This window comes from Corynebacterium sp. Marseille-P3884 (genome assembly GCF_017942225.1).
In the GTDB taxonomy this organism is placed as follows: Bacteria; Actinomycetota; Actinomycetes; order Mycobacteriales; family Mycobacteriaceae; genus Corynebacterium.
Map to the genome: position 1 here is coordinate 87,052 of NZ_JAGKSD010000003.1, position 12,564 is coordinate 99,615.

Here is a 12,564-nt window from a genome sequence, read left to right on the forward strand (position 1 = left end):
GTCGCCGCCGCGCTTTAGCGTGAGCGGCATGAACGTATCGCAACGCCTCGCCGAACTCACACGCCCGACCGGCGAGGAGGACCTCCTCGCGGTGTCGTACCCAAAGCCCCGGGTCGCCGTCCCGCCGAAACAAGCGGCCGCGGCAGTCGGCGCTGTCCTGCTGCTCGTCGCCGGGTGGTTTGTCCTCCGCGATGACGAGCCTGATATCGAGGCGCCCCCGGATCTACCTCCCGCGGATGTGGTCGTCTCCGTCGTCGGCGCAGTCGCGGAGCCCGGTCTTGTCACCCTCGACGAAGGATCGCGTGTAGCCGACGCACTCGAGCAGGCTCAACCTCTGCCTGAGGCGGAATTGCTCAGCCTCAATCTCGCCCAGCTCCTCGCCGACGGCCAGCAGATCGTCGTTCCTGTGCATGGCGATGCTCCTGCCGCCGAAGAAGCCAGTTCAGGCCTCTCCCTGAACACCGCCTCGGCGCAAGACCTCACCGAACTGCCGGGAGTGGGGGAGGCGACAGCCGCCGCGATCGTCGCACACCGCGAATCCATCGGATCGTTTACGAGCGTCGAACAGCTCCTCGACGTCAAAGGCATCGGTCCCGCTAAATTCGAGACCATCAAAGACCTGGTCAGCCTCTGATGAGTGAACTTCGGCTCGTGCCTCCCGCGCTCGCGGTGTGGGCAGCAGCATTGGCCGTCATCGTCGCCGGGCCGGTGTGGGCATTAGCAATAGTGGCGGTGATTTCGGTTTGCTGCATCCTGCTTCGCGAGCCTGGGCAAGCGATTCTGTGCGGCGGTCTCGGTGCCTGCTCCGCCGCCATCGCGTGGGCGCGGTGCGTGTCCGCCCGCACGAGGGAATTCGGGGAGACCATCACCGGCACCGTCAGCGGGGCACCGAAGCAGCTCGATTCGGGCAATTGGCTGGTGAACGTCAACGTGTCCGGCTACCCGGTGCCGGTTCCCGTCTTCGTGGACGACCTTGAGGACAACCTTCCCGCGGGAACGGCCATCGAGGTGTCGGGCAGCATCGGCGAATCCACGCGTCCCGGCATCGGCGCGGTGACCGTGAGCGGTGACGTGGACGTTCTCGGGCCGCCGACCGGATTCGCCGCTTTCGCCGCTCGTGTCCGCGGGACATTCGCGTCCGCGGTTGAAGAGATAGTGGGGGAGCACGTTCGTGGTCTCATTCCCGGGATGGTGCTCGGCGACGTTTCGATGCAAAGTCCTGAGGAGAAGCAGGCCTATATCGACACCGGTTTAAGCCACCTGAGCGCAGTCAGCGGCGCGAATTGCATGTACGTCGCCACCGCGGCACTGCTCGTGGCAGGGCTGTGCCGGCTCGGGCTGCGCGGACAGACAATCGCGGCGGGAATTGCGCTGCTCGTCTACGCGGGACTCGTCGGGCCCGAACCGAGCGTGCTGCGCGCGACGGTTACGGGGTTGGTCGGCTTTATCGCCATCATTTCCTCCACACGCGCAGAGCCGATCCACGTGCTCAGCTTGTCCATCATCGGTCTCGTGCTCGTGGACTCCGATTTGGCGGTCGACTACGCTTTCGCGCTTTCCACCGCAGCGACTGCGGGAATCGTGGTGATTTCACCGCTGATCTATCGTGCGCTCGCACCTTTGGGGTGGCCGGACATCCTCGGGAAAGCACTCTCGGTCGCCATTGCCGCGGACCTGGCTACAGCGCCCATCATCGCGGGAATGGCGGGGCGAGTCTCCCTCGTCGCTGTCATCGCCAACGTGCTCGTCAGCCCGGTCGTCGGAGCAGTGACTGTACTCGGCATGGCCGCAGCGATTCTCGCGCAATTCCACCACCTTCTCGCCGCACCGCTGCTCTGGGTCATCCAACCGCTGGCCGGGTGGATCCGCACGGTGGCCGACACCGGGGCGCGCCTACCCGCCACCACGATCGAAGCGGAACCAATGCAGGCGATCGTCGTCTACGGGTGGATCCTCGCCGGATTCATCGCGTCTCGCCCCCGGCTCACGATCACGGTCGTCGCAGTCGTTGTTCTTCTCGGCGCGGGGACGGGGGAGCAGGTGGACGTCGATAAGCGAAAGCCCTTTGTCGTAGAACGCGATACGGATATTGAGGCGGTACCGCCTGGGACCACAGTCATCATCGTGCGGGAAGGACATAGGGACCGGCCCACGCTCACCCCCGACGGCATTCCCGTGATCTATCCGTACAATGACCAGCATGATCAACCCGGTCCACCTCGTCGTCGGTGAAGACGAATTCCTCGCCGAGCGCGCCACGAAGAGCATCATCGACGAAGTCGGCCCCGCCGCGGAAGTATCCACCCTCCGCGCAGGCGACGTGACGGCATCGGAGCTCGCTCAGGCGACCAGCCCGTCGCTGTTCGCCGAAGAACGCGTTGTTGTGGTCACCAATACCGAACTGGCCGGCAAGGAACCGACCGAACTGCTGCTGCAGGCCGCCGTCGACCCCGCGCCGGGCATGACGCTGGTGATCGTGCACAGCGGGAAAGGGCGCAATAAGTCCTATGTCGCCAAATTCCGCAAAGCCGCCGACGTGCACGAGGTGAATCCTCCGAACCAGCGCGAACGGCAGAGCTGGGTCACCGCCGAATTCCGGCGGCATGGCGTACGTCCCACTCCCGACGTGATCGGGGCGCTGCTCGAATCGGTCGGGTCGGACCTGCGCGAGCTGGCCTCCGCGATCGAGCAGCTCGTCGCCGACACTGAAGGCGAAATCACCGTCGCGAGTGTCCGCGCCTACTACACCGGGGTCGCGGAAGTCTCTGGCTTCGATATCGCTGACCAGGCAGTCGCAGGCCGCACCGATCGAGCCCTTGCCAGCACGCGCAGAGCATTGCAGCTCGGCATCAGCCCGGTCGCGATCGCGGCGGCGCTCGCGAACAAGGTCGGCGACATCGCGAAGCTGTACCAGACCCGCGGCAACCCCGAACAGATCGCGCGGACGATAGGGATGCACCCGTTTGTCGCGAAGAAAACAATGCAGGTCGCGCGCAACTGGTCCGGCCATGCCGTCAGTGAGGCCGTGATCATCGTCGCGGACCTCGATGCCACGGTGAAAGGGCAGGGCGGGGACCCCGAATTCGCCGTCGAGGACGCTGTTCGGCGCATCGCCCAGTTGGCGTGATAGTGTGCCTCACCGTGACTGAGATTCCCGCAGACGTGCAAGAATTCGCCACGCGTCTCTTCGATATGGCGCGCGGCGGCGACACCACCTTGCTGGACTACGTCGACCAAGGCGTCGCCGCGGACATGACCAACCAGGACGGCAACTCTTTCCTCATGCTCGCGTCGTATGCGGGCCACGTCGAGCTCGTGAAAGGCCTCATCGAGCGCGGCGCCGACGTGAACAAGCTCAACGACCGCGGCCAGGCACCGCTCGCCGGCGTCGTGTTCAAAAAAGAAGACGCGCTTGTCGACGTCCTCTTGGACGCCGGTGCCGACCCCACCGCCGGAACCCCCGACGCCATCTCGACCGCGAAGATGTTTGAACGCGACGACCTCGTGGAGAAGATGAGCAAGTGAATCCCGCGGACCTCGCGGCGATCGTATTAGTGAATCTGGCAGGTGCGGCCACGCCAGGTCCGGATATCGTCCTGCTCACGCGCTTTGCCACGCGGTCGCGCCGCCATGCGCTCGCGGCGACGCTCGGCATCTACCTCGGCGCGTTTTTCTGGATCACCATGACTGTCCTGGGCGCGGCTGCACTGTTGACTGCCTTCCCGTGGCTGCTCGAACTCATCCAGGTCGCCGGCGGCGCCTGGATCATTTTCATGGGTTACACCACGGCCCGACAGGGATTCAAGGACCGGGACAATCCGCCGGCCGATCTCGAAGATGCAGCTTCGCGCCTCGGCACCATGCGCGAGAGCTTCTTCAAAGGCTTGACGACGAATCTCTCCAACCCCAAGATCGTCCTTTTCCTCGTCGCGCTCGTCGCACCACTTTTGCCGCCGAGTCCGGGCATGGGGACAGCCGCCATCGTGATCGTCTCGCTCTGGTTCCCCGCGCTGTTGCTGTTCATCGGGTTCAGCCTCCTGGTGTCCACCGAACGTGTGCGCCGGAGGCTATTTCGAGCCGGACCCTACATCGATATGGGAGCCGGCGGGTTCTTCATCCTTGCCGGAACAGTCCTGTTCGTCCGCGGCATCATCGGACTGGGGTCCTAGTCCAGGAAGAAACGCACCACGCGGCCGGTGGCGTCCGGGAACCACGTGTGCCCGCCGCCCTTGACCGTGTGCAATTCCGTGCGCGCGGCGTCGCCGTTGCGCTTCGAGAAGGACGCGTACACGTCCGGGACGGCGCGGTACGGGGTGCCGTTGCGGGAGCCGCCGTTGTAGTGCACGACGTCGTCGTTATCCGCGTGCATGAGCAGGGTCTTCACCTTGCCCGGCGCACAATTTGTCACCGTCTGTTCGTAGTACGCCCCGGCGACACCGGCGACACCGGCCACGAGATCCGGAGCGTGGCAGGCAAGGGCGAGTGCCATGCCGCCGCCATTGGACAGCCCCGCTGCGTAGACGCGCTTCTTGTCGATCTTGTGCATCGACCCGAGGTTCCCGATCACCGCGCGGATAAAGCGGATATCGGATTTCATCGACGTTTTCGCGTACGGTGCTCCTCCCCAGGAATTATTCATGCCCTGCGGGTACACGACAATGGCACGACCGGCCGCAGCGTGCTCCAGCCGCTGGTACGAACGGGCGCGGCCAGCTGTGTGCTTCACCCCGCCGAAACCAATGATGACGGGGTACGCCCGGAACGGGTTGTACCCGCGTGGCAGGACCACCGTGTACGGGCGGACCATGCCGTCGACGTTGACGAAACGGAAACCAATGCCGGACTCGACCAGCGACGTCGCCATGCCAGAGGCCTGGCTCGAGCCACTCGAGTAGGAAGAGATCGAAGAAGTCTGTGCTTGCGCCGGTGCGGCGAAGAAAAGTGCGGCAGCAAATGCAGCGCACACACCGCGGCGGAGATTTTTCATGAGGGGGATATTACGGCGGAGAACTTAACATGTCACTTCGGTTCCCGGAACGAAAAACTCCGCCCACCAAGACGGTGAGCGGAGGGCTGGATTTTAACCGAGCTTGTTCAGAGCGCGAGCCATGTTGGACTTCTTGTTAGCCGCGTTGTTGCGGTGGAAGACACCCTTGGTGACTGCCTTGTCCAGCTTGCGGGATGCGACGCGCAGCTGCTCCTCAGCCGCGGTCTTGTCGCCGCCCTCGACGATCTCGTTGAACTTACGGATCTCAGTGCGAACTGCGGAGCGGATGCCCTTGTTGCGGACGCGACGCTTCTCGTTGGTCAGGACGCGCTTCTTCTGCTGCTTGATATTAGCCATGATGTACCTCTTGAAAGTCTTCAGATGTGAAATGAACGTGCATTCGGAACGTGCAGCGCCACAGCTTGTGAACGACCGCGAACCCAAGGTCCTGTCCGCGGTGTGCGGCGCGCCGAATAACGTTTAAACCCTAGCAATCAATGGGGGCCGGCCCAAAATCGCCTTAGACCCAGTCGAAGTGCTTGCGCAGGTGGTCGGCGATGTGCTCGAAGAGGCGGGCAGGAAAAAGAGCACCGCGGCGTCGCAGATCTGTCTCTGCGACGAAGAGAGTCTTGTCCATGCGGACCCAGCAGGGCTCGCCGGTGGGTTTCCACGCGCCCGAGCCGATGGCTACCCAGTTCTTTTCGTCTGCGTGATTCTCATTAGCTGAGATCAGCAGCCCCAACACCTCGTGTCGGTCGCGACCCACGATTAGCATTGCCCGCTCCTTCAAAGGGGTGCTGGGCACGTTGAACCACACCACTTCGCCGGGTTCGGCTTGGCCGTCCATGTCGGGGGCGTAGAAAATATTGCGCGAAATTTCTTTGGTGGGAATCACGCGGGCACGAGCGGCGCGACGGCGCTCACTGGTGGGGGAATTGCCCATGCGCTCGTTGAGGATCTGCAGCCCTTGATCCAGCGCGGTCGGCTTGTGCCGCAGGAATCTCATGGTCTTGAGCTTACGCGACGTCGATAAGCGAATTAAAGCTCGAGGCGCTGAATGCTTGCCCGCAAATCTGTGAGCGCTTTGGGCTGATCCGTGTTGCGCGCAAAACGTGTTTGGGCGAGCGCGTGCTGGGTCAGCGACCGCCAGTGGTCGGCGCTCAACGGCAAATTATTCGCCTGGCAGTAGTTGTAGAGGCCGATGCACTGATCGAGCACATCATTTTCCTCGGCAGTCATGGCGAGCCGGTCGACGATGAAGACCGGCAGAGCTGTCGCGGGATCCCCGCCGAATTTCTGGACCAACCGCTGCTGGGGCGGAAGCTGCCGTTTCTGCGCGGAACTGTAGATCGCTTGCTGGCCGAGCGCGACGAGCGCGAAAATGACCGATGCCGCACCGAAACCGATGCCCGTGGCGATGACTCCCGGGCCGGACATGGCCACGCCGATCGGCGTCACAATCAGTGCGAGAACGAAGCAGATCCCGGCCAACAGGAACCGGCTGGTGGCCATGACCGATCTTTTCCGCGTCGGGGCCGCTGGCGCTGAAGGTTCGATGAAGCGCATGAACTCGTCGTAGGTGCGGAAGGTGTGCGCATTCGTGCCGTTCAGCAGCTGGGACAGACTCTGGGGTAGCACGAAGCGACTGTAATCCTTCGGGAATAATTCCGCCGGTGCATTCCATTCGCGGCGCATCGGCTGCGCGCCGAGCCAAGGGTTGTTGTCAGTCACACGGATCTCCTTTCTGCTCGCATACTTTAGCGCGTAATGGCGATTGCCCTTCGTTCTTCAGTGCACGGTATGGTGACCTTAGTTTTGAGGAGGGATGGCGATGGCACACAAGAATTTCGCGTTGACGACGTTCACGGATCCGGCGCAGATCCGCAATTTCTGCATCATCGCGCACATCGATCACGGCAAGTCCACCCTCGCGGACCGAATCCTGCAGCTGTCCAACGTTGTGGAGGCGCGCGAGATGCGCGACCAGTACCTGGACAACATGGATATCGAGCGCGAGCGCGGCATCACGATCAAGGCGCAGAATGTGCGCCTGCCGTGGACCACGAAGGACGGGCAGCAGACGATCCTGCAGATGATCGACACGCCCGGCCACGTGGACTTCTCGTACGAGGTGTCGCGTTCGCTCGACGCGTGCGAGGGCGCGATTTTGCTTGTCGACGCTGCGCAGGGCATCGAAGCCCAGACCCTCGCCAACCTCTACATGGCGATGGAAAATGACCTCGAGATCATCCCGGTGCTGAACAAGATCGACCTGCCCGCTGCCGATCCAGAGAAATACGCCGCAGAGATCGCCCACATCATCGGCTGCGAGCCGGAGGACGTCCTGCGCGTCTCCGGAAAAACCGGCGAGGGAGTTCCGGAACTGCTCGACAAGGTCGTCGAGCTTGTCCCGCCGCCGACACCTCTCGCCGCAGAAGGCGTCGATGCTCCCGCGCGCGCCCTGGTCTTCGACTCCGTCTACGACACCTTCCGCGGTGTGGTCACCTACATCCGCATGATCGACGGAAAGCTCGAATCCGGCCAGAAGGTGACCATGATGAACACCGGGGTCACCCACGACATCCTCGAAATCGGCATTGTCTCCCCGACGATGCAGAAGGCAAAAGGTCTTGGCCCCGGCGAGGTCGGCTACCTCATCACCGGCGTGAAGGACGTCCGCGAGACCCGTGTCGGCGACACCGTCACCTGGGCAAATAAAGGTGCCGATGAGCCACTTGAAGGCTTCGAGGACGTCAAGCCGATGGTCTACTCGGGCCTGTTTCCTGTCTCCCAGGAGGACTTCCCGACGTTGCGCGAGAGCTTGGAAAAGCTTCAGCTTAACGACGCCTCGCTCACCTGGGAGCCCGAAACCTCCGTCGCCCTCGGCTTCGGTTTCCGCTGCGGCTTCTTGGGCCTGCTCCACATGGAGATCACCCGCGACCGCCTGGAACGCGAATTCGACCTCGATCTGATTTCCACCGCGCCGTCCGTCACCTATCGTGTTGTCGCTGAAGACGGAACTGAGTCCTTGGTGCACAACCCCTCCGACTGGCCCGGCGGAAAGCTCCAGGAGGTCTTCGAGCCGATCGTCAACATGACGCTCATCGTTCCGCAGGAATTCGTCGGCACCACGATGGAGCTGTGCCAGTCCAAGCGCGGCCAGATGAAGAATATGGAGTACCTCTCTGAGGAGCGCGTCGAGCTGCGCTACATCATGCCGCTCGGTGAGATCATCTTCGACTTCTTCGACATGCTCAAATCCCGCACCAAGGGCTACGCCTCCCTCAACTACGAAGAAGCCGGCGAGCAGCCAGCCGACCTGGTCAAGGTCGACATTCTCCTGCAGGGAGAGCCCGTCGATGCATTCTCGGCCATCGTCCACCGCGATTCCGCCCAGTGGTACGGCAACAAGATGACCAAGAAGCTCAAAGAGCTCATCCCGCGTCAGCAGTTCGAGGTGCCCGTCCAGGCGGCGATCGGTTCCAAGATCATCGCCCGCGAGAATATCCGCGCACTGCGCAAGGACGTCCTGTCCAAGTGCTACGGCGGCGATATCTCCCGTAAGCGCAAGCTGCTGGAGAAGCAGAAGGCCGGTAAGAAGCGCATGAAGTCCATCGGCTCCGTCACGGTCCCGCAGGAGGCATTCGTCGCGGCGCTGTCCACCGACGAGGAATAATGATCCGGGTCTTCGCGGCGCTGTTCCCATCCGACGAGGCGAAAGAACACCTTGTCACGGCGCTGCGCCCGATCCGCGATTTCTCCCGCCAGGAGATGCGCTGGACCGACCCAGATAATTGGCACCTCACCCTCGCCTTCTACGGCGACCAGCCCAACGATGCCTCTGCGATCCGTGCGCACCTCGCACAGATAGTTGCGTTCCACCCGCCGCTGAACCTGCACCTCGCCGGCGCCGGCGCATTCGAGAACCGCACCCTATGGACCGGCGTCGGCGGCGACACCGACAACCTCAAAACCCTGATGGCGGAAAGCGCCGACCCAATCCAAGACGTCCGCCCCCGCCAGCGCGCCCACCTCACCATCGGCCGCACCGGCCGCCGCTCCCGCGACCCGTACGCGATCCCCGATATCGTCCGCGCCTTGTCCGTCTACCGCGGCCCCGACTTCACCGCCGACGAGATCTGCCTCGTTGAATCCCACCTTGGGCAGGGCCGCAGCGGCGGCTCCCGCTACGAGATCATCGAAAAGTTCTCACTGCGATAGTGCGCAAGTTTTTCAGGTACACCTTGAAAACTTTCCACTCTTGCAAGTTTTTCAGGTATACCTGAAAAATATGAGAGCTTTTCCGCGAGACAACTATCTCGACTTCCTGCGTCGCGTCACCGACCGCGATCTCGTGCGGATTATTACCGGGGTGCGCCGATGCGGAAAGAGCACCCTGCTCGAGCTCTACCGTGAAGATCTCGTTCGCGGGGGAGTGGACCCCCAACAAATTCTCACCATCAATTTCGAAGATGCCGCAAACGACAAACTGCGCGATCCAGAGAATTTCCTGGGGTATGTGCTCGAGCAGCACGAGTCGAAGGGGGTGCAGTATCTCCAGGTCGACGAAGTTCAAGAATTGGACGATTGGTCACGAGTGATCAATTCCCTGCGCGTGAATCCCGGCATGGAAATCTGCGTCACCGGGTCGAATGCCACCATGTTTTCGGGAGAGTCACTGACTTATCTCGCCGGCCGCTATATCGAGCTCCACATGCTGCCGCTCTCCCTCGCGGAGTTCCGCAGGTTCAGGAAAGACAGTGAGAGCATCGAAAAGTCCTACCGCGAATGGATGCGCATCGGCGGTTTTCCGGCGGCAGTTCTCGCTTGGGATCCGGACATCACGGATCAGATCAACTCGGGTCTTTTCGACTCGATTTTCACCCGTGACATCGCTACCCGTGGCCAAATCCGTGACACTGAAGTCTTCCTTCGCGTCGCGCGTTTCATATTCGACAACACAGGCTCGCCGCTTTCGACGAACCGGATAAGCAACCACTTGAAGAGCCAGGGTTATTCTTCTTCGCCCGAATCAGTCGACCGCTACCTCACATTGATGGAGGATGCCCACCTCATCTACCGCTGCCCCCGGTTCGACACGCAGGGAAAACAATGGTTGAAGACAAACGGAAAATACTATTTCGTCGACCCGGGGCTGCGCACCGCTTTGCTCGGTTCGAGGGATGTCGACAGGGGCCACGATCTGGAAAACATGGTCTATCTCGAGCTGCGCAGACGTCGCTACAAAGTCGCGACGGGGCATCTGCGAAACGCGGAAATCGACTTCGTGGCCACGCGTGGAAATGACACCAAAAATATCCAGGTCGCACTCTCAACCGAAGACCCGTCCACCCTCGAGCGTGAATTGCGTCCCTTGAACGGAAACGGCTATCTCATCACCGCTGACCGTATTCCACCGAACACGGGCAACGTCAGGTGGATTGACGCATTTGAATTTCTGGATGGAAAAGCTCTGGATTAATCCCGCCTATACTCAAAGCGTGTTTTCCACGATCATCCCTCCGAAAGCGTCCACCCGAATTCACGAGCTTGACGTGCCGTGGGATAGATCAAACGAAGCTCTAGGCACCTTCACCCTGTTCGCGCGGGAACTCTATACAGATCCTGGTCTTCCGCCGCTCCTTTTTCTCCAGGGCGGCCCGGGCAACCCGGCCCCGCGTGTGATGCAGGGGTGGATTCCGGAGGCGTTGAAGCACTACCGGGTCTTTCTTCTCGACGAACGCGGTACCGGCCGCTCCGGAAAAATCGATAAGGGAACCCCGCACCTCATCCGCCCGGAGATCCTGTCCAAACTGCGCTGCCCGGACGTGGTCGCAGATGCAGAAGACCTGCGCCGGCACCTCGGATTTGAAACGTGGGACGTCCTCGGCAATTCTTTCGGCGCCCTCTGTGTAGGCGCCTATTTGTCCTTTGCACCGGAAGGACTCGGAAGGGCATTTCTCACCGGCGCTTTACCCCACATCGGCTGGACCCCGGATGAGTACAACGAGATCACGCTGGATCTCGTCGATAAGCGCTGCCAAAGCTTCTACGACGCCGTTCCTTATGCCGAAGAAAACGTCCGAAAAGTGTGCGCGCACCTGCAAGAGACAGACGAATTCTTGCCGACTGGAGAAAGGCTCTCCGCCAACCGTTTCCGCTTCATCGGGGTGGCATTAGGCGCAGAATTCGGCTTCAGCATGCTGGCCAACCTGCTCGAATCGCCTTTCTACGAGCACGAAAAGCGACTGCGGAAGGACTTTCTCGCCCAGGTCAGCAGTTTCATCAGCACGGAGGTGAACCCGCTGTGGCCGGTCGTCCACCAGACCCTCATCGGTTTTTCGGATGCGGTAGGGCAATCACGCCTCGCAGCAGACCCAACCTCGGCTGAGCCTTATTATTTGCTCGGCAACCATTTCTTCCCGCACCATTTCGAAGAAGATCCCGCGCTAGCACCGTTTAGAGCCGCGGTCGAGGAGATGGAGACATACGACTGGCCCCCGCTTTTCGACGAAGCCCAGCTCGCCCAAAACGAGGTCCCCGCCACCGTCGCCCTCTTTGAAAGAGACATGTTCGTTCCGATTGACTTGGCCAAACAGGCGGCCTCCGCGATCGGCAATCTCACCGTCTGGACCCACCCCGAGTGGGACCACGATGCAATCTATAACCACGGAAAAGATTTATTCCGCGCCGTTACCGAGGCTTAGCTGGGAATAATCCGGATACGACGGCTGTGCGCCGGGGCGGGTCACGGAGAACGCACCGACGCGCGCAGCGAACGTCGCCGCTTCGACGAGCGAGTCTCCTGCAAGCAATCGGTGGCACAGCGCGCCGGTGAACGCGTCGCCCGCCCCGACGGAATCGACCGAGGTCACGGAAGGAGAAGCGACCCGAACGATTCCCTCAGCATCGCCCACCAGCGCCCCGTCCGCGCCCAACGTGACGACGACAGAAGGAAATTCGCGCAACAGCTCTTCCGCGCAGGCTTCAGGGGAAGACTTCTTCCCGAGCACCAGCTGCGCTTCGTGCTCGTTCACGATCAACGGATCAGCGCGCCTCAAAGCATCCCGGTCCACATCGATCACAGGCGCCAGATTCACCACGACGCGTCCTTTAGCCAGCTCGACCGCACGCGCAAAACCGTCCGCAGGAATCTCGCCCTGCAACAAGACAAGGTCCGCGCCCGCAACCAACGCAGCATGCTTATCGACGACACCTGCCCCCACATCCCCGTTCGCCCCCGGCACCACCATGACGGTATTTTCACCGTCCGACGCCACCGTGATGATGGCCAGACCAGTCGGCTTCGGGGAAATCTCGACGGCATTGAGGTCCACGCCGGCGTCGATAAGCAAATTGGTCGCGTCTTTTGCATGCGCATCTTCGCCGACTGCTCCCACGAGGAAAACCTCGGATCCGAGGCGTGCCGCCGCGACCGCCTGGTTCGCGCCCTTTCCTCCGGGCGTGATTTTGCCGCCTGTGCCCAACAGGGTTTCGCCGGGGAGAGGATGCCTCTCCACATTGATGGTCAGGTCTGCGTTGATGGAGCCGACAACGACGATGCTCATGTCTTCAGC

General features: G+C 61.9%; 14 protein-coding genes. 9 read left to right on the forward strand and 5 right to left on the reverse strand.

What is annotated here, in order from left to right:
• The first annotated feature begins 28 nt into the window (after nt 1-28).
• The 5 genes from J5Y21_RS02525 (at nt 29) to J5Y21_RS02545 (ending at nt 4,169) form a co-directional block, all read left to right on the forward strand.
• Nucleotides 29-634: a ComEA family DNA-binding protein gene (locus J5Y21_RS02525; RefSeq protein WP_210572483.1), complete on the forward strand. Its 606-nt coding sequence runs from the start codon at nt 29-31 to the stop codon at nt 632-634.
• The gene (locus tag J5Y21_RS02530) at nt 634-2,232 is read left to right on the forward strand and encodes a ComEC/Rec2 family competence protein (RefSeq protein ID WP_210572484.1); all 1,599 of its coding nucleotides are present in this window, start codon (nt 634-636) and stop codon (nt 2,230-2,232) included. The genes J5Y21_RS02525 and J5Y21_RS02530 overlap by 1 nt, the downstream gene beginning before the upstream one ends.
• Entirely contained in the window at nt 2,192-3,127 is a 936-nt protein-coding gene (gene holA, locus J5Y21_RS02535) for a DNA polymerase III subunit delta (RefSeq protein ID WP_210572486.1), read from the forward strand. Before J5Y21_RS02530 ends, holA begins: the two co-directional genes overlap by 41 nt.
• A 65-nt stretch (nt 3,128-3,192) precedes the next feature.
• Nucleotides 3,193-3,525 carry an ankyrin repeat domain-containing protein gene (locus tag J5Y21_RS02540; protein ID WP_210572753.1) on the forward strand — a complete coding sequence of 111 codons (333 nt, stop codon included), beginning with the start codon at nt 3,193-3,195 and terminating at the stop codon, nt 3,523-3,525.
• Nucleotides 3,522-4,169 (forward strand): LysE family translocator, encoded by a 648-nt coding sequence (locus J5Y21_RS02545; protein WP_210572488.1) that lies wholly within the window; start codon nt 3,522-3,524, stop codon nt 4,167-4,169. The genes J5Y21_RS02540 and J5Y21_RS02545 overlap by 4 nt, the downstream gene beginning before the upstream one ends.
• On the opposite strand, the gene J5Y21_RS02550 is transcribed toward J5Y21_RS02545, so the two are convergent.
• The 4 genes from J5Y21_RS02550 to J5Y21_RS02565 form a co-directional block, all read right to left on the reverse strand.
• Complete coding sequence (locus J5Y21_RS02550) at nt 4,166-4,987, reverse strand: PHB depolymerase family esterase (protein ID WP_210572490.1); 822 nt, start codon at nt 4,985-4,987, stop codon at nt 4,166-4,168. The two genes, J5Y21_RS02545 and J5Y21_RS02550, sit on opposite strands and share 4 nt — an antisense overlap.
• 93 nt (nt 4,988-5,080) lie before the next feature.
• Complete coding sequence (rpsT, locus tag J5Y21_RS02555; protein ID WP_210572492.1) at nt 5,081-5,344, reverse strand: 30S ribosomal protein S20; 264 nt, start codon at nt 5,342-5,344, stop codon at nt 5,081-5,083.
• A 163-nt stretch (nt 5,345-5,507) separates the two neighbouring features.
• The gene (locus tag J5Y21_RS02560) at nt 5,508-5,993 is read right to left on the reverse strand and encodes a type II toxin-antitoxin system PemK/MazF family toxin (protein WP_210572494.1); all 486 of its coding nucleotides are present in this window, start codon (nt 5,991-5,993) and stop codon (nt 5,508-5,510) included.
• 32 nt (nt 5,994-6,025) lie between these two features.
• Complete coding sequence (locus J5Y21_RS02565) at nt 6,026-6,718, reverse strand: hypothetical protein (RefSeq protein WP_210572496.1); 693 nt, start codon at nt 6,716-6,718, stop codon at nt 6,026-6,028.
• Between the two features lie 94 nt (nt 6,719-6,812).
• On the opposite strand from J5Y21_RS02565, the gene lepA reads away from it, so the two are divergent.
• The 4 genes from lepA to J5Y21_RS02585 all read left to right on the forward strand — a co-directional run bounded on the left by lepA (nt 6,813) and on the right by J5Y21_RS02585 (nt 11,694).
• Entirely contained in the window at nt 6,813-8,663 is a 1,851-nt protein-coding gene (gene lepA / locus J5Y21_RS02570) for a translation elongation factor 4 (RefSeq protein WP_210572498.1), read from the forward strand.
• Nucleotides 8,663-9,208 carry an RNA 2',3'-cyclic phosphodiesterase gene (thpR, locus tag J5Y21_RS02575; protein ID WP_210572500.1) on the forward strand — a complete coding sequence of 182 codons (546 nt, stop codon included), beginning with the start codon at nt 8,663-8,665 and terminating at the stop codon, nt 9,206-9,208. The genes lepA and thpR overlap by 1 nt, the downstream gene beginning before the upstream one ends.
• A gap of 70 nt (nt 9,209-9,278) precedes the next feature.
• Complete coding sequence (locus J5Y21_RS02580; protein ID WP_210572502.1) at nt 9,279-10,469, forward strand: ATP-binding protein; 1,191 nt, start codon at nt 9,279-9,281, stop codon at nt 10,467-10,469.
• Entirely contained in the window at nt 10,450-11,694 is a 1,245-nt protein-coding gene (locus J5Y21_RS02585; protein WP_210572508.1) for an alpha/beta fold hydrolase, read from the forward strand. The genes J5Y21_RS02580 and J5Y21_RS02585 overlap by 20 nt, the downstream gene beginning before the upstream one ends.
• On the opposite strand, the gene J5Y21_RS02590 is transcribed toward J5Y21_RS02585, so the two are convergent.
• Nucleotides 11,668-12,555 (reverse strand): ribokinase, encoded by an 888-nt coding sequence (locus J5Y21_RS02590; RefSeq protein ID WP_210572511.1) that lies wholly within the window; start codon nt 12,553-12,555, stop codon nt 11,668-11,670. The two genes, J5Y21_RS02585 and J5Y21_RS02590, sit on opposite strands and share 27 nt — an antisense overlap.
• Nucleotides 12,556-12,564 lie beyond the last annotated feature (9 nt).

Coding starts and splice junctions, on each gene's coding strand:
- J5Y21_RS02525 (WP_210572483.1), top strand. CDS start 29: ATGAACGTATCGCAACGCCTCGCCGAACTCACACGCCCGACCGGCGAG.
- J5Y21_RS02560 (WP_210572494.1), bottom strand. CDS start 5,993: ATGAGATTCCTGCGGCACAAGCCGACCGCGCTGGATCAAGGGCTGCAG.
- J5Y21_RS02590 (WP_210572511.1), bottom strand. CDS start 12,555: ATGAGCATCGTCGTTGTCGGCTCCATCAACGCAGACCTGACCATCAAT.
- J5Y21_RS02580 (WP_210572502.1), top strand. CDS start 9,279: ATGAGAGCTTTTCCGCGAGACAACTATCTCGACTTCCTGCGTCGCGTC.
- J5Y21_RS02530 (WP_210572484.1), top strand. CDS start 634: ATGAGTGAACTTCGGCTCGTGCCTCCCGCGCTCGCGGTGTGGGCAGCA.
- holA (WP_210572486.1), top strand. CDS start 2,192: ATGACCAGCATGATCAACCCGGTCCACCTCGTCGTCGGTGAAGACGAA.
- rpsT (WP_210572492.1), bottom strand. CDS start 5,344: ATGGCTAATATCAAGCAGCAGAAGAAGCGCGTCCTGACCAACGAGAAG.
- J5Y21_RS02550 (WP_210572490.1), bottom strand. CDS start 4,987: ATGAAAAATCTCCGCCGCGGTGTGTGCGCTGCATTTGCTGCCGCACTT.
- J5Y21_RS02540 (WP_210572753.1), top strand. CDS start 3,193: ATGGCGCGCGGCGGCGACACCACCTTGCTGGACTACGTCGACCAAGGC.
- lepA (WP_210572498.1), top strand. CDS start 6,813: ATGGCGATGGCACACAAGAATTTCGCGTTGACGACGTTCACGGATCCG.
- thpR (WP_210572500.1), top strand. CDS start 8,663: ATGATCCGGGTCTTCGCGGCGCTGTTCCCATCCGACGAGGCGAAAGAA.
- J5Y21_RS02585 (WP_210572508.1), top strand. CDS start 10,450: ATGGAAAAGCTCTGGATTAATCCCGCCTATACTCAAAGCGTGTTTTCC.